The 18063-nt window shown below is 63.3% G+C and carries 19 protein-coding genes; 6 read left to right on the plus strand and 13 right to left on the minus strand.

The genetic code is table 11. The features are described 5' to 3' along the window. Window positions 1-56: 56 nt before the first annotated feature. Complete coding sequence (locus D0Y60_RS03915; RefSeq protein ID WP_158565398.1) at window positions 57-914, plus strand: AraC family transcriptional regulator; 858 nt, start codon at window positions 57-59, stop codon at window positions 912-914. Here D0Y60_RS03915 and der read toward each other — a convergent pair. The 3 genes from der to D0Y60_RS03930 form a co-directional block, all read right to left on the minus strand. Continuing rightward, the gene (gene der / locus D0Y60_RS03920; protein WP_117366901.1) at window positions 865-2295 is read right to left on the minus strand and encodes a ribosome biogenesis GTPase Der; all 1431 of its coding nucleotides are present in this window, start codon (window positions 2293-2295) and stop codon (window positions 865-867) included. The genes D0Y60_RS03915 and der overlap by 50 nt on opposite strands. Before the next feature lie 37 nt (window positions 2296-2332). Then, window positions 2333-3004 carry a tetratricopeptide repeat protein gene (locus D0Y60_RS03925; protein ID WP_117366903.1) on the minus strand — a complete coding sequence of 224 codons (672 nt, stop codon included), beginning with the start codon at window positions 3002-3004 and terminating at the stop codon, window positions 2333-2335. Between the two features lie 91 nt (window positions 3005-3095). Then, the gene (locus tag D0Y60_RS03930) at window positions 3096-3680 is read right to left on the minus strand and encodes an NnrU family protein (protein WP_117367092.1); all 585 of its coding nucleotides are present in this window, start codon (window positions 3678-3680) and stop codon (window positions 3096-3098) included. Between the two features lie 151 nt (window positions 3681-3831). Between D0Y60_RS03930 and D0Y60_RS03935 the strand changes: the two genes are divergently transcribed. Then, window positions 3832-4833: a polysaccharide deacetylase gene (locus D0Y60_RS03935; RefSeq protein ID WP_117366905.1), complete on the plus strand. Its 1002-nt coding sequence runs from the start codon at window positions 3832-3834 to the stop codon at window positions 4831-4833. 5 nt (window positions 4834-4838) lie between these two features. Here the strand turns inward: D0Y60_RS03935 and sbmA are convergent, their stop codons facing one another. The 9 genes from sbmA to glpK form a co-directional block, all read right to left on the minus strand. Further along, window positions 4839-6116, minus strand: a complete 1278-nt coding sequence (gene sbmA, locus D0Y60_RS03940; protein ID WP_117366907.1) for a peptide antibiotic transporter SbmA — start codon at window positions 6114-6116, stop codon at window positions 4839-4841. 95 nt (window positions 6117-6211) lie between these two features. Then, entirely contained in the window at window positions 6212-7402 is a 1191-nt protein-coding gene (locus tag D0Y60_RS03945; protein WP_245409077.1) for a YbfB/YjiJ family MFS transporter, read from the minus strand. A gap of 89 nt (window positions 7403-7491) precedes the next feature. Next, window positions 7492-8244, minus strand: coding sequence for a type I methionyl aminopeptidase (map, locus tag D0Y60_RS03950; RefSeq protein WP_117366911.1), 753 nt, complete (start codon window positions 8242-8244; stop codon window positions 7492-7494). A gap of 45 nt (window positions 8245-8289) precedes the next feature. Further along, window positions 8290-9351 (minus strand): LLM class flavin-dependent oxidoreductase, encoded by a 1062-nt coding sequence (locus tag D0Y60_RS03955; protein WP_117366913.1) that lies wholly within the window; start codon window positions 9349-9351, stop codon window positions 8290-8292. Window positions 9352-9488: 137 nt separating this feature from the next. Continuing rightward, complete coding sequence (locus tag D0Y60_RS03960; protein ID WP_117366915.1) at window positions 9489-9974, minus strand: SRPBCC family protein; 486 nt, start codon at window positions 9972-9974, stop codon at window positions 9489-9491. A 79-nt stretch (window positions 9975-10053) separates the two neighbouring features. Continuing rightward, window positions 10054-11310, minus strand: coding sequence for an RNA polymerase sigma factor (locus D0Y60_RS03965; protein ID WP_117366917.1), 1257 nt, complete (start codon window positions 11308-11310; stop codon window positions 10054-10056). After that, on the minus strand, window positions 11307-11681 hold the full coding sequence (locus D0Y60_RS03970; RefSeq protein WP_117366919.1) for a YciI family protein: 375 nt from the start codon (window positions 11679-11681) through the stop codon (window positions 11307-11309). The genes D0Y60_RS03965 and D0Y60_RS03970 overlap by 4 nt, the downstream gene beginning before the upstream one ends. Window positions 11682-11775: 94 nt before the next feature. Further along, window positions 11776-12180: a hypothetical protein gene (locus D0Y60_RS03975; protein WP_117366921.1), complete on the minus strand. Its 405-nt coding sequence runs from the start codon at window positions 12178-12180 to the stop codon at window positions 11776-11778. Between the two features lie 49 nt (window positions 12181-12229). Continuing rightward, complete coding sequence (glpK, locus tag D0Y60_RS03980; protein ID WP_117366923.1) at window positions 12230-13723, minus strand: glycerol kinase GlpK; 1494 nt, start codon at window positions 13721-13723, stop codon at window positions 12230-12232. Between the two features lie 209 nt (window positions 13724-13932). Between glpK and D0Y60_RS03985 the strand changes: the two genes are divergently transcribed. The 4 genes from D0Y60_RS03985 (at window position 13933) to greA (ending at window position 17284) form a co-directional block, all read left to right on the plus strand. After that, complete coding sequence (locus D0Y60_RS03985; RefSeq protein ID WP_117366925.1) at window positions 13933-14706, plus strand: 3-hydroxybutyrate dehydrogenase; 774 nt, start codon at window positions 13933-13935, stop codon at window positions 14704-14706. Window positions 14707-14779: 73 nt separating this feature from the next. Continuing rightward, window positions 14780-15601 carry a xanthine dehydrogenase accessory protein XdhC gene (gene xdhC / locus D0Y60_RS03990; protein WP_117366928.1) on the plus strand — a complete coding sequence of 274 codons (822 nt, stop codon included), beginning with the start codon at window positions 14780-14782 and terminating at the stop codon, window positions 15599-15601. A 276-nt stretch (window positions 15602-15877) separates the two neighbouring features. Next, entirely contained in the window at window positions 15878-16771 is an 894-nt protein-coding gene (locus tag D0Y60_RS04000) for a LysR substrate-binding domain-containing protein (protein WP_245409078.1), read from the plus strand. Window positions 16772-16801: 30 nt separating this feature from the next. Then, complete coding sequence (gene greA, locus D0Y60_RS04005; RefSeq protein ID WP_117367094.1) at window positions 16802-17284, plus strand: transcription elongation factor GreA; 483 nt, start codon at window positions 16802-16804, stop codon at window positions 17282-17284. 18 nt (window positions 17285-17302) lie between these two features. Here the strand turns inward: greA and D0Y60_RS04010 are convergent, their stop codons facing one another. Continuing rightward, on the minus strand, window positions 17303-18016 hold the full coding sequence (locus D0Y60_RS04010) for a glutathione S-transferase (RefSeq protein WP_117367096.1): 714 nt from the start codon (window positions 18014-18016) through the stop codon (window positions 17303-17305). Window positions 18017-18063 lie beyond the last annotated feature (47 nt).

An 18063-nucleotide genomic window follows, 5' to 3' on the forward strand; every position in this document is an offset into this window, starting at 1 on the left:
TCTTGTCCGGGCCGGTCCCGAAAGGATAGGCTCGGACGAGGCAGGGAATGGACCGCATGAACATCGCCATACGCCCCGATATCGGCGCTTCGGCCCGCATCGTGCAATATAACCGGCTGCGCTATGCCAATATCCTGATCAATCGCCCGGTGCTCATCCTCGTCGAGCGCGGCACGAAGATCCTGCGCAGCAATGACGAGGAATGGGCCGTCCCCGCAGGCGGCTGCATCGCGCTCGCCCAGGGTGAGACCTTCGATGTGATGAATGTTGCCGAAGGCGAGCGGGCCTATGAAGCGCGCTGGATCGCCTTCGAACCCGACACCGTCACCGCCTTTGCCGGAAAGCCGGGCCAGGGCCAGCCCTTCCCGCGCGCCTTTCCGGTCCTGTCGCCGCATGCGGGATTTTTCAGTGCTTTTGCCGATTGCGCCCAGGCGATCGTCGAGCCCGGCGGCATTCCCGATGCGATCGCCCGTCACCGGCTCGGCGAACTCCTGCTCTGGCTCGATCTCGCCGGCGGGCGCTTCGCGCTGCCACGGCCGGCCCGCTTCAGCGACCGCGTGCGCGACCTCCTCTCCGCCGATCCCGCCCAAGACTGGACGAGCGCACGCCTGTGCGACCCTCTCGGCGTCAGCGAGGCGACGCTGCGGCGTAAATTGGCGGCGGAGAAATGGTCGTTTCAGTCCTTGCTGATCGATGTGCGCATGTCGATCGCCATGCAGCTCCTGCAATCCACCGACCTATCGATCCTGCGCATCGCGGAGGCAATCGGCTACGAATCGCAATCGCGCTTTGCGGCGCGGTTCCGCGCACGTTTCGGCTTCGCCCCAAGCGCTATTCGCGGACACATCCGGCCCGATCCTGAAATCAGCGCTTCTTCTTCGCCTTCGAAGCAAACGGATTGTCCGTCGCCTTGAAGTGGATGCGGATCGGCACGCCCGGCAGGTTGAAGTCGTTGCGCAGGCCGTTGGTGAGGTAGCGGATATAGGATTCCGGCAGCGCTTCCGGACGCGTGCACGACACCATGAAGCCCGGCGGACGGGCCTTCACCTGCGTCATGTATTTCAGCTTAAGGCGGCGGCCGGAAACGGCCGGTGGCGGATGCTGCGTCTGCTGCGCATCGAGCCAGCGATTGAGCTTGGCGGTCGAAATGCGGCGGTTCCAGGTGCGGTCCGTATCGATCACCGACTGCATCAGCTTGTCGAGGCCCCGCCCTGTTTGGCCGGACACCGGCACGGCGCGGATGCCGCGCGCCTGCGGCAGCAGGCGTTCGGTCTTTTCGCGCAGATCGGCCAGCACGGCCTGCGGGTCGTCGATCAGGTCCCACTTGTTGAAGGCGAGCACGGCGGCACGGCCTTCGCGCAGTATGAGATCGACGATCTGAAGATCCTGCTTTTCGAAGGGGATGGTCGCGTCGAAGACGATGACGACCGTCTCGGCAAATCGGATGGCGCGCAGGCCATCGGCGACGGAGAGCTTTTCCAGCTTCTCCTGCACCTTTGCCTTGCGGCGCATACCGGCGGTATCGAACATCTTGATCGTGCGACCTTTCCAATCCCATTCCACAGAGATTGAATCGCGCGTGATGCCGGCTTCCGGGCCGGTCAGAAGACGGTCTTCACCGAGGAAGCGGTTGATCAGCGTGGACTTCCCAGCATTCGGACGGCCGACGATGGCGACGCGCAGCGGCTTCGTCTCGTCATATTCCGGCTCGAAATCCTCGTCCTCTTCGGCCGCGTCCGCCAGTTCGGCACGCACGTCGATATCGGTGACGGCCTCGTCCTCTTCCGGGTAGGCGCGTTCCTCGCCGATCGCCGCGACGATGGCGTCGCGCAGATCGAGCATGCCCTGGCCGTGTTCGGCGGAAATCGGTGTCGGTTCGCCCAGGCCGAGCGTGTAGGCGTCATAGAAGCCGCCGTCGGAGCCCTTGGCTTCCGACTTGTTGGCGACGAGCACCACGGGCTTGCCTTTGCGGCGCAGCATATCGGCGAGCGCGGTATCGACCGGCGTCAGGCCCGTCTTGGCATCGACGACGAAGAGCGAGAGGTCGGCCTCGTCGATTGCCGCTTCCGTCTGGGCGCGCATGCGGCCCTGCAGCGTCTCAGGTGCCGCCTCTTCGAGGCCTGCCGTGTCGATGATGTGAAATTTCAGGTCGATGAGCTTGGCTTCACCCGGCCGGCGGTCACGGGTCACGCCGGGCGTATCGTCGACAAGCGCAAGCTTCTTGCCCACGAGCCTGTTGAACAGGGTGGACTTGCCGACATTCGGGCGTCCGACAATGGCGACGGTGAAGCTCATGGACGTGTTCCGTTTCGTGACCGGCGAAAGACCGGCTTTAGGAGGACAGCTTGCCGCTTGCAGCAATCAGGTCAAGCAGCATCTGCGCGCGGTTAGCAACGTTGCGCGGGCTCTCGCTGTCGTTGATGATGGCCTCGAACCATTCCTTGGCGCGGGCATAGTCCTCATGCTTGTAGGCGGAGAGGCCCAGAACCTCGCGAGCGGAGTGGCGAAGCGCGCTCTGCGGCGTGGCAAGCTGTTCGGCTTCCGCAGAGACCTGCTCGTAGGTACCGGTATCGACCAGAAGATAGGCAGCGCGCAGGCGGGCGGCATCACGCAGCGCTTCCGGCACTGCGCTGTCCTTGGCAATCGCCGTGAACGCGTTGACGGCACCCTGCGCGTCGGTTGCTGCGAGCAACGAGGCCGAACGCATGCGGGCGAGCACCGGATAGGAGCCGAAGCCATCCTTTTCGAGCGCGGTCAAGGCAGCAAGCGCCTCTTCGTTCTTGCCTTCGCGGGCAAGGGTCAGCGCGCCAAGGAAACTGTCGCCGGCGGCCGACGCCTCGCTGTCGCGCCAATATTCGTAGCTCACCTTGCCGATCGTCCCGAGAACGACGAGGACGGCGAGGCCGATGAGGATGCGGCCGAAACGCTTCCAGACCAGACGCATCTGGTCGGAGCGAAGTTCCTCGTTCACCTCGCGGATAAAGCTGTCGTCCTGATTTACCATTCCCTGCCCGGCTCTTGCTGACGATTGGAGTTCGCGCCTTCTACCCCATTTTCACCGCGTTGTAAGGGGGCAGGCGCGAAAACGCAGAGGATCACGGCAGTGGAGCGACGCCGATCACCAATTCGTGCAGCTTGAGCACGATCACGGCATAGATCGCGAGACCGACGACGACGGCGATCAGGTCGTATTTCGCCGAAACGAAAACCGGCAGCTTGGTCTCGCCGGCCGCAATGCGCTTCTTCAGCGAGATGCGCAGGATAACGGCCCAGGCGAGGATCGTGACGAAGAGCAGTACCGAGTAGCTCTCGCCGTTTGCCAGCAGATGGGCGAGCGCCCAGATCTTGATGGCGACGAGGATCGGGAACTTCAGCTTCGTGCGGATATGGCCGGCCGGCAGGAAGCCGGCGACGAGACAGATCGAGGCGATCAGCATCAGCGTCAGCGCGATGTGCGCCATGAAGGTCGGCGGCGAATAGAGCATCGTGCCACCGTTTTCCCGCGCATCGACGAAACCGTAGGCAATGAGCGCGAGGCTGAGCAACGACAGAATGCCATGCACCGCCATCCAGCCCGGCTTGCCGAGCGTGGCGATGGCGGCATTGCGCAGGCCGGGCGCGAAGGGGCGCAGAAGATGCGAGGCGATGAAGAGAACGAGACCGACGATGAGCAAAGTCATGGAAATATCCCTTGAATAAAGGCCGGCCCGATGGCCGTTTCCATTGGAATAGCCGTCACGGCGCGACAATTCCAGCCCGATCAGAGGCCCATCAAAGGATTGCCGCATTCCGAAACGATGACAGACCCTTTGCAAATTGTCGCGGGTAGCCATGTTGTCTCGATTTCTCCTCCTCCCCCTCGCCGCCGTGCTTGCCGCAAACCCGGTTCTCGCCAAGGACGACGCGATCGAGCCGGCCAAACGCAAGCAGCTCGTCATCGTCTCCTTCGACGGCGCGCACGACAACCTGCTGTGGGAAAAGAGCCGGGCCATGGCCAAGCGCACCGGCGCGCATTTCACCTATTTCCTGTCCTGCACTTTCCTCTTCCCCAAATCGGAACGCGCGCAATACCAGGCGCCGCATGAAAAGCGCGGTCGCTCCAATGTCGGCTTCGCGCCCGACAAGGAGGATACCGTCCTGCGGCTTGGCGAAATCTGGCTCGCAAAACTGGAAGGCCACGACATCGGCAGCCATGCCTGCGGCCATTTCGATGGCGGCAAGTGGAGCGCCGAGGATTGGAAGGCCGAGTTCACATTCTTCCAGCAGGCTTTGAAAACCGCGTGGCAAAGTGCCGGCGTCGGCGAACGGGAGCCCGCAGGCTGGCAGGATTTTGCCGAGAAGGGGATCAAGGGATTTCGCGCGCCTTACCTTTCGGCCGGCAGCGGCCTGGTCAAGGCGCTGGAAGCGAGCGGCTTCACCTATGACGCCAGCCTCGTGACAAAGGGGCCGGCCATGCCGGTCGCCAGCGGCGAGATCCAGCGCTTCGGCCTGCCGCTGATTCCGGAGGGCACCGCGCAGCGCCCGGTCATCGCCATGGACTACAATCTCTATGTCCGCCATTCCAAGGGCAAGGAGGCCCCGGAAAAGAGCGCCGCCTTCGAGGAAAGCACGCTTGCCGCCTACCGCGCCGCCTTCGCCAAACAATATGCCGGCGAACGCGTGCCCCTTCAGCTCGGCTTCCATTTCGTGGAGATGAATGCGGGCGCCTACTGGCGCGCGCTCGACACGTTCCTCACGGAAACCTGCGGCAAGAGCGATGTCGCATGTGTGAGCTACGCCGAAGCCCTCGACATTCTCGCCAAAGAAAAAAGGGCGACCGAAGCCGCCCTTTAAGATCGTTACGGCTCGTTGGCCGCTAGCTCGCCTTCATCCGCCGCCCGCTGCAGATAGCGCTCGTCGATATCCGGCAGCGGCTTGTCGTCGATCGCCGCTTCAAAGGCCTTCAGACGCTTGTGGATCGAGAGCAGCTCGATGATCGTCGACCAGTAGTTCACGAGATATTGGAACGAGTTGCTGACCTCGCCGAAGGCGGTGGCAATCTGCTGCCAGGTGCCCATGGTGATGCGGCCGGCCACAATCGTCGGGATGAGGATGAAGTTCAGGAAGATGGCGTCGAGCTGGCCATAGCCGAAGCGCGCCACGTTGAAGTAGCAATAGTGCCAGTACATGCGGAAATAATTGCGCCGCACATTGGCGAACAGCTCCTTCACCGTGACGGGATCGGCACGATCCGCATGGTCCTCGCCATAGACGAGTTCCTTACGATAGGCTGCCTCGACACGCTGGTTGCGGAATTGCAGGCCGGGCAGCTTGATACCGGCAATGGCGAGCAGCGCCGTACCGAACAGCGACCAGACGATGGCGAGCCAGAACAGCGCATGGGGAACCGCGCCGATGACCGGCAGGTCGCCGACATATTCCGACATGCGGAAGAGCAACGGCAGGAACACCACCAGCGTCATGATGGAATTGATGAAGGTGACGCCCAGCCCCTCGAGGATATTGGCGAAGCGCATCGTGTCTTCCTGCACACGCTGCGAGGCGCCTTCGATATGACGCAGCTTCGACCATTGCGACATGTAATAGTCATTCATGGCGGTGCGCCAACGGAAGACATAGTGGTTGGTAAAGAAGGCTGTGACCACATTGAGCACCACGCCAACCATGCCGATTTCAAGGAAGCGCAGCTGCAAGGTGAACAGCTGGTCGGTCGTCACATTGCCCTGCTTGGAGAGCGCGGCCTGGAAAAGATCGAAGAACGGGCCACGCCAGTTGTTGAGCGCGACCGACACCTGCACCGAGAAATAGGCGATGAAGATGATGAAGGCCGAACCCCAGATGGCCCAGTTCGCCCAGGGATGGTTGCGCGCGATGGCTTTCCAGACGAAGCCGAAGATCAGCACGAAGATCGTGAAATAGAGATAGAACCAGAGATTATCGGGCGAAAAGAAGTAGGCAAGGCCGATCGGCGCCTTCTCGTCGGGCCCGAGCGGCGGCAGGCCGATGGCCGCACCCATTTGCGGCCCCACCGTGTACCACACGGCGATGCAGATGATGGTCCATACGGCGCCGGAGGTGAAGAACAGCTTCGGCTGCGGGAAGAAGGAATGGAACAAGGCGCGAAACTTTCGTTTTCTGATGGCAGCAGCGCCGCCGGTTCGCGCCGAACCTAGAGGAGTTTGCCGAAGGCAACAATCGCCAAGTGCCCGGATTACCGAGATTTAATGGAAAGCGTTCCGCCCAGCACGACGATCACGGCGGCCAAAAGCAGGATAGCGGCGGCGGCGAGGCTGGGCAGGACATAGCTGCCGGTGCGCGCGGCAAGGAAGCCCGCCCCGAGCGGGCCGAGAATCTGCCCGACGCCGAAGGCCGCCGTCATCAGCGCCAGGACCTGCCGCGGGCTTTCGCTCGCCAGAATTCGGCCGAGCTGCAGGCCATAGGCGGTGATGACGATGAAGGTGAGGCCAAGCAGCACGCCGCCGATCAGTGCGGAGGCAGGAAACGGCAGCGTCACGGTGACGGCCACGCCAACCATCTCGACCAGCAGTGCCGCAAGATAGGCCGCCGCCACGCCGAAGCGGCGCTCCACCGGTTTCCAGGCGATGACGGAGACAGCGGCGGAAGCACCTGTCACCAGCCAGGTCAGGCATTCGAGCAAGGGACTATGGGCACCTTCACGGGCGATGGCCACGATGAAGGTGGCGGTGACGACATAACCGATGCCGAACAAGCCGTAGCTCAGCGTCAACGCCACAAGCGGCCGCGTCCAGACGATGGCCGGTTCACGCCGCGCGCCTGCATGGCTTTCCGGGCGCGGCAAGAGCCCCATCACCAGGATCAGGCCGACAGCACCGAGCACCGCGCCGGCAAGCCAGTCGATGCGCCAGGTCGCAAGCGTCGCCGTATCGGCGAGCGAGAGCACATAGACCAGCAGCGCCGAAACCGCGATGCCGAAACCGACCCCGGAAAAATGCGCCATCTGAACACGTGGATCGCCATGGCGCAGTCCGATGGACAGCACGATGCCGGAGGTGAAGATCATAGCGAAGGCGCTGGCAAGGCCGGCGAGAAACCGAACGACGGACAGCGCCGCGACGCTGGAAAGCAACCCCATGGCGACGAGCAGCACCACGGTTGACACCAGCGCTCCGATCGCAAGACGCCGCTCGAGCCCGGCCGCCCAGCCATAGGCGGCGAGCACCGCACCGAGCAGGTAACCCGCGAAATTGGCGGCAGCGATAATCCCGGCATCAGCGGCATTCAGCCCAAGGCCCGCCATCATGCCCGGCAAAACCGGCGTATAGAAGAAGCGCCCCAGCCCCATGGCGACGGCCATCGCGACCGCACCGGCAAGGGCTGCCCGGACGGGCTCATGCGACAGGACTGGAGTGCGTTGCATCATGGCGCGACCATCGCACTGCAACATGGTCGCGACAAACGAGATTAATTGATCGACGGATCAGCGCCGGTGAAGGCTCGGGGGAGCGCGCGTTAGCCTGGCAGCGTCACGACCAGCGGCCCGTTGCGCGTGGCAACGACCGTGTGCTCGAACTGCACCGTCGGCGCGTTCGGCTCGCTGTAGAGCGTCCATTCGTCCCGGTCGCCGCCTTCGGCCCAGTTGGCGCCGAGCGAGAGGAACGGCTCGACCGTGAAGACGAGACCGTCCGTCATGCGGCGCGTTTCCTGCGGATCGGGCCAGGTGGCGATTTCCGTCGGCTCCTCGTGCAGCGAGCGGCCGACGCCGTGGCTGGCAAGATTGGCGATCAAAGTGTAGCGGTTCTTGCGGGCGAATTCGCCGATGGCATTGCCGACCTGCGCCAGCGGCTTGCCGGCCTTCACTTCCTTGAGACCGACCCAGAGCGCCCGCTTGCCATCCCGGCAGAGCCGCTCCACCGAAGGTGTCGAACGCCCGACGACGAAGGACGCGCCCGTATCGGCAAAATAACCGTCGAGCACCGCCGAGACATCGATATTGACGAGATCGCCCTCCTGGATCACCCGGTCGCCCGGAATGCCGTGCGCGACTTCCTCATTGACGGAAATGCAGGTCGCGCCCGGAAACTTGTAGCAGCTTTCCGGCGCCGAGACCGCCCCTGCGGCCTCCAGCATGCGCCGACCGATCAGATCGAGCTCGGCCGTGGTCATGCCCGGGCGCACGGCCGTCTGCATGTGCTGCAGCACATTGGCGCAGATCCGGCCGATGGCCTTCAGGCCGTTGAGGTCGTCGTCGTTTTCCAGGGTCATCGTTTCTCTCTTTCGCGGGCGTCCTATCACGCTCGCGCGCAGCTGTCAGGCGGAAGCAGGCTCCTGACTGGCCGATTGCTCCGCCAGCATCTCGCGCACCAAGGGTGCGACGCGGGTGCCGTACAGCTCGATTCCGCGCAAAATTTGATCATGCGGCATCAGGCCGATCGCCATCTGCAACAGGAAGCGATCGTTCTTGAAGACTTTCTGGTGCGCAACGATCTTCCTCGCCACCGTCTCGGGATCGCCGAGAAAGAGGTGGCCGGTCGGACCGGTCGACTGATCGAACTGCGCCCGGCTCGTCGGGCCCCAGCCGCGCTCGCCGCCGATCCGGTTCATCACCGCGGCCTGCGGCCCATAGAAGGCATCCGCCGCCGCTTCGGTCGTATCGGCGATGAAGCCGTGCACATTGATGCTGGTCTTCAGCTTCGTCTCGTCCTGGCCGGCGCGGCGCGCCGCTTCGCGGTAGAGATCGAAGAGCGGCGCATAGCGCGACGGCGTGCCGCCGATGATGGCAAGCGCCAGCGGCAGGCCACAGGCGCCGGCCCGCGCCACCGATTGCGGCGTGCCGCCGACGGCGATCCAGATCGGCATCCTGCCATGCACCGGACGCGGATAGACGCCGAGCCCCGGCAGCGGTGCCCGCATCGTGCCGTTCCAGGAGACTTTTTCGCTCTCGTTCAGCGCCAGCAGCAGATCGAGCTTTTCCTCGAACAGCACATCGTAATCATCAAGCGCATAGCCGAAGAGCGGGAAGGATTCGATGAAGGAGCCACGCCCCGCCATGATTTCCGCGCGGCCGCCGGAGATGAGATCGACCGTCGAAAACTGCTGGAAGACACGAACCGGATCATCCGACGAAAGCACCGTCACCGCACTGGACAGCCGAATGGTCTTCGTCCGCGCGGCGGCCGCGGCCAGCACGACCGCTGGGGCAGAAGCGGCATAATCCGGCCGATGGTGCTCGCCAAGCCCGAAGACATCGAGCCCCACCTGATCGGCAAGCTCAATCTCCTCCAGCAGGTTCTTCAACCGCCGCTCCCCTTCTCGCCCCTTGTCGGCTGCGGTGGGATCGACATCGGCGAATGTATAGAGGCCAAGTTCCATGGAGAGGTTCCAGATGAAAGGTTTTCTCCTCACATATGGGCGGATATCGCAGCTTGAAAGGCCCCTTCGGGAAACAGTGTGTTCACGACGCCGTCTACGCCGAACAAAACAGGGCGTTTCCCGCCCCGTCCATGGATTCAAAGCTTCGACGCCACCTCTTCCAGCTGCGTTGCTACCTGCCCCCAGCCCTCGTGGAAGCCCATCTTTTCGTGCGTTTCGCAATCCTCAACGCTCCAGTGGCGGGCGATGGCGGTGTAGCGCGTCTGGCCGTTGCCGAGATCATCGAACAGGATTTCGGCGCTGAAAAAGGCCTTTTCGGTCGGCTTCCAGTCCGGGCCGAAAGCATCGGTCGTGATGATGCGCTTGTCCTTCTCGACCTTCAGGAAGACACCGGTCGAATCCATGTGGAAACCATCCGGGCCGGTCATGACGGTGCGGAACTTGCCGCCGTCGTGCGGTTCCATATCGACAAGCGCCAGTTCATAGGGCTTGGGCATGAACCACTCCTTCAGGATCTCGGGCGTCGTCCAGGCCTTGAAGAGCTGAGCAGGCGTAGCGTTCAGCACGCGGGTCAGCACGAGTTCGCGGTTGTTGGCGGGCTTGATGTCGGCGTTGACGGTCATGGGTGTCCTCCTCATGGGATGTTTGGTTGGTTCGTATCAAGGACGCCTCACGGAGAAGCGATCCGACATCGAATGCAAATTATTTTTCAGCCGCCGCCATTTCCCGCTGCACGCAGTCGAGATGCTGGCGGATATGGGCGGCTTCGGCCGGCGTGCTGGCAAGCGCGATAGCACGGTCGAAGGCCTCATGCGCCTCGCGGTAACGGCCGAGCTGTTTGAGCAGGCCACCGCGCAAGCCATGAAAATAGAAGTAGCCGGAGAGCTTCTCCGAGAGCGGCTCGACCAGCGCAAGCGCCGCTTCCGGCCCTTCCCGCTTGGACACCGCGACGGCGCGGTTGAGCCGCACGACCGGCGACGGCTGCAGGCGCTCCAACGTCTGGTAGAGCAGATCGATCTGCAGCCAGTCCGTCTCCGCGGCCGTGGCCGCGCGGGCATGCAGGGCGGCAATCGCCGCCTGGATCTGGAAAGCACCGGGCGTGCGGTGGCGGATCGCCTTGTCGATCAACACCAGCGCCTCATCGATGAGTGCGTGGTCCCACAGCGAGCGATCCTGATCTTCCAGAAGCACGATCTGGCCATCCGCATCGAAACGGGCATCGAGTCGCGAATGCTGGATGAGCAGCAGCGCCGTCAGCCCCATGATCTCGGGCTCGGAGGGGAACAGTGTCAAAAGCAGGCGCGCCAGCCGGATCGCCTCCGCGCAGAACGGCGTATCGGCCCTTTCAGGCACGCCGGCCGAATAGCCCTCGTTGAAGACGAGATAGAGCATCGCCGCGACAAGGCCGAGTCGTTCGGCCCGCGCCACGGCATCCGGCGTCTCGAAGGGAATACCGGCGGCGGCCACCTTGGCCTTGGCGCGCGTGATGCGCTGCTCCATCGCCGCCTCGGAAACCAGAAACGCGCGGGCGATCTGCTTGACGGAGAGGCCGGAGACGATGCGTAGCGCCAGCGCGATCTGTTGGGTCGCCGGCAGGTCGGGGTGGCAGCAGACGAAGAGCAGGCGCAGGATATCGTCACGGTAATGCGCGCCGTCCAGCCGGTCTGCGAGGTCGCTTTCCGTATCCTCCAGATCGGACAGAACCTCCTCGGGCGGAAGCGGCTGGTGCTTGGCGCGTTTGCGTACCTGGTCGATGCCGCTGTTGCGGCCAACGAAGATGAGCCAGGCTGCCGGATCGCGCGGCGGGCCCTTTTCGGGCCAGGTCTTCAGCGCGCGAAGGCAGGCCTCCTGAAAGGCCTCCTCCGCCAGGTCGAGGTTGCGGAAGTAGCGCAGCAGCGCCCCCATGGCCTGCGGCCGTGCCGATGTCAGCGCCAGATCGATCCAGGCAAGATCTGTCATGTTATGGGTACTCCCGGATTGAAGAACTGCAACGGCCGGATTTCATAGGTGCCGTTGGCCGGATTGGCGGCGGAAAGCTCGCGCGCGAAGGTGATCGCCTCGTCCAGCGTCGCCGCTTCCAGCACGAAGAAGCCGAGAAACTGCTCCTTGGTTTCCGCGAAGGGACCATCCATGATGATGTCGTCGGTCGCGCCCTTGCGCACCGTGACGGCTGCCGTCGTCGGCATCAGCCGGGCGACGGGACCAAGCTTGCTCGCCTCGGCGTACCGCTGGTTGACGGCGCCGAGATCGGCCATGACCTTGTCGTCCAGTTCCTTCGACCAGGCATTGATCTCGCTTTCGCAATCGTAACAAAGAACGGCATACAGCATGGTGAACTCCCGTTGGCTGAAAGACGTAGGAGTAGCGTCTCAGCCGACAGGGCGCACCGGATTATTTTTGATTTTTGACAGAAGATCGCGGGGCTCAGATCTTGAACACGTCGTCTTGCCAGAACACGATGACGTAACCGCCATTGGGCTGGGCCTCATCCGCCCAGGCCCGCAATTGCGCATGATACGGCTCGCGCCGCCAGATATCGGGATGGTCGGGATCGACGAGAACCGTGATCTGCGGCCCCTGCCGGTAGATCATCATATGCGAACGGGACGGTTCCCAGGCTTCCCCGAGCGCGTCGTCGGTCATCCACAGACAGAGAAAATCGCGGCAGACCGAGGGCCGGTCCGCATAGATCGAACAGCCCTTCCCTTCGATGCAATGCCGGCACCAGGCATTCGCCGGCTTGTCGAACAGATCGATATCCGGCAGCCGGCAACAGAGCGTGCAGGTGCCGCAGGATCGGCCGGGGACCATGGTCGGGGATGGATGCATGGGCGACGCATAGCATCCGCCTGCGCCGCCTTGAAGAGGGAGCGGAAAGTTACCCCGCGCTCAGCGTCCGCCGCACCGCGTCCTTCCAGCCCTTGATCTTCACCGCGCGGGTCTTCTCGTCCATCTTGGGCTCGAAGCGCGTGTCGCGGGCCCAGGATTTCGCAAAGCCCTTGCGGTCGGGCCACACACCGGCGCGCTGGCCGGCGAGCCAGGCGGCTCCGAGCGCGGTCGTCTCCAGGATGGTCGGGCGGTCGACGGGGGCGTCGAGGATGTCGGAGAGGCGCTGCATGGTCCAGTCGGAGGCGACCATGCCGCCATCGACGCGCAGCACGGTTTCCTTTCCGTTGGCCTTCCAGTCCTTGTGCATGGCATCAAGCAGGTCACGCGTCTGGTAGCAGACGGCCTCCAGCGCCGCACGGGCGAATTCCGCCGGCCCCGTATTGCGGGTCATGCCATAGATGGCGGCGCGCGCCTCCGGATCCCAATGCGGCGCGCCAAGACCGGTGAAGGCGGGCACGAGATAGACGTTCTGCGTCGGATCGGCTTCTGCCGCGAGATCGCCCGTATCGGGCGCGGCCTTGATAACCTTCAGCCCGTCGCGCAGCCATTGCACGGCGGCGCCTGCGATGAAAATCGAGCCTTCGAGCGCATAGGTCGTCTCGCCGTCGAGCCGGTAGGCGATGGTGGTCAGCAGGCGGTTCTTCGAGCGCACCATGTCGGCGCCGGTGTTGAGCAGCGCAAAGCAGCCGGTGCCATAGGTGGATTTCATCATGCCCGGCTCGAAGCAGGCCTGGCCGATGGTCGCCGCCTGCTGGTCGCCGGCAACGCCCAGGATCGGGATTTCCGCGCCGAAAAGGCTCTTTTCCGTGATGCCGAAATCCGCCGCGCAATCCAGCACGTCGGGCAGCATGGCCTTCGGCACGCGCAGGATGTCCAGGAGTTCGCTGTCCCAGTCATTCTCCGCGATATTGTACATCAACGTGCGGCTGGCATTGGTGGCATCCGTCACATGCGATTTGCCACCGGTCAGGCGCCAGATCAGGAACGTGTCGATCGTGCCGAAGCAGAGATCGCCCCTGGCGCCCCGCGCCCGCGCGCCCTTCACGTTGGAGAGCATCCAGGAGAGTTTGGTGCCGGAGAAATAGGGGTCGAGCAGCAGGCCGGTCTTCTTGGTGAAGGTTTTTTCAAGGTCCTGCTTCTTCAGCTTGTCGCAATAGGAGGCGGTGCGGCGGTCCTGCCAGACGATGGCGTTGTGGATCGGCTTGCCGCTCTCGCGCTCCCAGACGACGACGGTCTCGCGCTGGTTGGTGATGCCGATGGCGGAAATGTCGGAGGCCTTGACGTCGGCCTTCTTCAGCGCCGCCTTGACGGACCAAAGAACGCTTTCCCAGATCTCTTCCGGATCGTGCTCGACCCAGCCGGACTGCGGAAAGATTTGCGTGAATTCCTTCTGCCCGGAACCGACGACCTTCTGGTTGCCGTCGAAAACGATCGCCCGGCTCGATGTCGTGCCTTGATCGATCGCGAGAACATATCCGCTCATGCAGTCCTCCCCTTGGAAGGCCTCTCCCAGGCCCTTCGGAATCTTCAATACGATACAAAAACGAATGTCAAAGGAAAATAAAACGCAAGTCCCGCTTCGCTCTCAGCGGGACTGTAACGTGCGGAAAACACAATTGTCATCGCTTGAGTTTTAGGCGTAGGCTATCGCAACCCACATGACCTGGGCAGCATGACCTGGAGAGTACAAGCATGAAAAGTGTCGTCGTCACCGGCTCCACCAGCGGCATCGGCCTCGCCATTGCCGGCGCTTTCGCGGAAACCGGCGCAAACGTCATCATTAACGGCTTCGGCAATGCCGATGAGATCGAGGCGATCCGCGCCAAGCTCGACGGTCTCGGTAACGGGCGTGTGCTCTACCACCCCGCCGACATGACCAAGCCGCACGAAATCTCCGACCTCATCCAGACGGCCGTGGAGGAATTCGACGGCGTCGATATCCTCGTCAACAATGCCGGCATCCAGCATGTCGAGAAGATCGAGGACTTTCCGGTTGAGAAATGGGACCAGATCATCGCGATCAACCTTTCCAGCTCCTTCCACACCATCCGCAATGCCGTGCCGCATATGAAGCGCAAGGGCTGGGGCCGCATCATCAATATCGCTTCCGCGCACGGCCTCGTCGCCTCACCCTTCAAGGCGGCCTATGTGGCGGCGAAACACGGCGTGATGGGCCTGACGAAGACCGTCGCGCTGGAAGTCGCCGAAAACCGCATCACCGCCAACACGATCTGCCCCGGCTATGTGCTGACGCCGCTGGTCGAAAAGCAGATCCCTGACACGGCCAAGGCCCGCGGCATCAGCGAAGCGCAGGTGAAATCCGATGTCATGCTGAAATTCCAGCCGACCAAGGAATTCGTCGGCACCGACGAAGTGGCGGCCATCGCGCTTTTCCTCGCCTCGGATGCGGCAAAATCGATCAACGGCACCCATATATCCGTCGATGGCGGCTGGACCGCCCAATAAAAGGCGCGCGGACGCGGCGGGGTTCCCGCCGGGTCCCAGGCCCAGCCGGGCTTCATGCGCGAAGAAGGACGAAATGAATTTTCTGCAAGACAGCCTGACGGGCTTTCTCGCCCGCGAACATCGCGTCGTCATCGTCGATATCACCGCCACCAAGGGCTCGGCACCGCGCGATGAAGGCACCTTCATGCTGGTCGCGCCGACGGAGATCCATGGCACGATCGGTGGCGGACAGCTGGAATATGCGGCCATCGAGAATGCGCGCAAGCTGCTGGCGGATGCCGGTGGCGAGGCGACACTCGATATTCCGCTCGGCCCGGAAAACGGCGACTGTTGCGGCGGCCGCGTCGCCCTGCGCTTCACCTTCGCTGACGAAGAGGCCCGCCGCGCGCTCGACCGGCGCCTTGCGGAGGAGGAGCGGCAGAAACCACAGGTCTGGATTTTCGGCGCCGGTCATGTCGGCAGGGCGCTCGCCGACGCGCTGACCATGCTGCCGCTCAAGGTCTTCGTGGTGGAGGCGCGCGAAACGGCGCTCGACCAGCTGACATCGGAGGTGCATCACCGCTTTGCCGCCCTCCCGGAGGCGCTGGTCGCCGATATTCCAGCCGGCTCTGCCATCGTCATCGTGACGCACGATCATGCGCTCGACTTCCGCATCGGCAGCCAAGCACTCCAACGGACCGACCTCGCCTATATCGGCATGGTCGGCTCGCAGTCGAAGCGCGGCATGTTCCTGCATCATCTCGACGAACAGGGCATGCCGCGCAGCGCGGCCGACCGGCTGGTTCTACCGATCGGCGGCAGTGCAGTGGACAACAAGCGCCCCGAGGTCATCGCCGCGATGACCGCGTCCGAGGTGCTGCTCGCCTTCGCAGAATGGCGCCGCAACAACGGCTAGCCTCGGCCATCCAGAAAACCGAGATCGCGCTTCAGGTGATCGGACAATTCGTCAGGGTGCAGGCGCGGCGTGGGGTTATGCTTGCGGACGATAAAGGCGAGAGAGAGCTTATGCAAGAGGTCGGTAAACGGCCTCCGCTTTGGCCCCACCGGCATTGTTTCGATAGTGCATGTCATGGTAAAACCTCGTGAATCCCATCCATTGCGTGCAGGATGCGCCCGCTGAGGATGGAATTCCAATCGAACCTTCGTCTGCATGCATGAAGAGAACTTGGCCATGAAGATGTCGCGCAACTTTCCGCTGAACGCGCTTCGGGTCTTCGAGGCGGCGGCGCGGCATGCGAGTTTCACCCGCGCGGGTGACGAGCTCGGCATGACGCAGACGGCCGTCAGCTACCAGATCAAGCTCCTGGAGGAGACGCTCGGCGAAACCCTGTTCCTGCGCCAGCCGCGGCAGGTGCTGCTGAGCGAGGCGGGCGAGCGCCTGGCGCCGAAGGTGGGCGAAGGCCTGGCGAAACTTGCCGAGGCGGTGGCCGACCTGAAGGGCGCGACGGAGCACAAGCTGCACATACACTCGACGCCGACCTTCGCCACGCAATGGCTGAGCCGCACGCTCGGCGATTTCCAGCTCAAGCACCCGAACATCGCGGTCCGGCTGTCCACCTCGCAGGACCTGATCGATTTCTCGCGAGAAGAAGCCGACATCTCGATCCGCTGGGGCAAGGGCGACTGGGTAGGGCTGGAGAGCCATCGCATCATGCGCATGGATTTCGCGCCCCTGCTCAATCCGGCGCTGGCGGAAACGATCGGCGGCGTGCACGAGCCGGCCGATCTCCTGAAACTGCCGATCATCAGCGCGCCGGATATCTGGTGGCGCACCTGGTTTTCCGCCGCCGGCATCGACAATCCGGGGCTTGAGCGCTATCCGCCCAACGAACTCGGCGTCCAGACCATCGACGCGCAGGTCGCCATGGCCGGCCAGGGGGTGGCGATCCTCAATCCTGGCCATTTCCGCATGGAGATCGCCGCGGGCCTGCTCTACCAGCCCTTCGAGCTCACTTGCAACGACGGGCGCGACTATTGGCTTGCCTATCCGGAAAACCGGCGCAACATTTTGAAAATCCGCGCGTTTCGCGATTGGATTCTGGCGACGATGCCGCAGCGGGCATAAAGTGCCGGGAAGCAACAGGGAGTCTTGATCGTGAGCGTCGCCTTCATGAAGGAAGAGAGTGCCGAAACCGCGGCGGAAACCCTGCTGCCCGAACGGCCGATTTCGCCTCACCCCAACCTCGTCACCGAGACAGGGCTGAAGGCGCTTGAGACGCAGCTTTCGGAAGCGCGCGCGGCATTCGAGGCCGCCAATGCCATCGAGGACATCAACGAAAAACGCCGCCAGCTCGCCGGCCCCTCGCGCGATATCCGCTATCTCGTCGAGCGGCTGCGCACCGCACAAGTCATGGCCGACCCGACATCGTCAGACACCGTCGCCTTCGGCAACACGGTGAAATTCAGCCGCGACGACGGCCGGGTTCAGACCTACCGCATCGTCGGCGAGGACGAGGCCGATCCCAAGTCAGGCACGATCTCCTATGTCTCGCCGGTCGCGCGCCTGCTGCTCGGCAAGGGCGCCGGCGATCTTGTGACGCTGAACGGGCAGGAGCTGGAAATCGTCGCTATTTCCTGAATCAGCCCGCGGAAGGCTCTACGGCCGGCCATCCAGTTCGGGATAGTGGCGGAAAAGATCGCTTTCGTTGCTCGGCAGGCGGCGGTCGCTTGCGAGATAGGCGGCAATCTTCGGGTGTTGCGAAACGGAGCGGCAAAGCGCCGTGATCTCGGGATAGCGCTGCTCGACACCTGCCATCAGCTTCGGAAAGGCATAAGTCAGGCCATCCATGACCTGAAACAGCGACAGGTCGGCATAGCTCAGCCGGTTGCCCACGAGATGGGCCGGACCTTCGGGATTGCGCGCGAGAATGCCTTCGAACCAGTCGAGGAATTTCGGGACGCGTTCCTCGCGGAATTCGCGAGCGCGGCGCAAGGATTCCGGTTTCTGGTTCTCGTAATATTCACCGGCACCGATCGGGTGGTGCACGTCGTGGCCTTCAAGAATGAAGTCGGCGATGGTGAGCTGGATCTGGTGCGTCCAGAGCCTCTGATGCGGTTCCTTCGGCGCAAGATCGAGCTTGTCGCCGAGATAAAGCAGGATGGCAGCCACCTGACCGACCATCAGGTCGCCATCCCTCAGGAAGGGCGGCGCGAAGGAAGGCGTCGCCGCCTCCTTGCTCACCCGGGCAATGACGCCGTCCCCTTCCTCGCGCGCAACATCACGATAGGGCACGCCAGCAGCTTCCAGGACAAGACGAACATATTCGCCGCGCCCCTGAATGCCGGTCCAGTAATAGAGTTCGTAAGCCATGGCCCAGAATACACCCAGCAGGGCCTCGGTTCCACCCGGCAATTGCC

It is taken from the genome of Shinella sp. WSJ-2, from assembly GCF_003432075.1.
Taxonomy (GTDB): domain Bacteria; phylum Pseudomonadota; class Alphaproteobacteria; order Rhizobiales; family Rhizobiaceae; genus Shinella.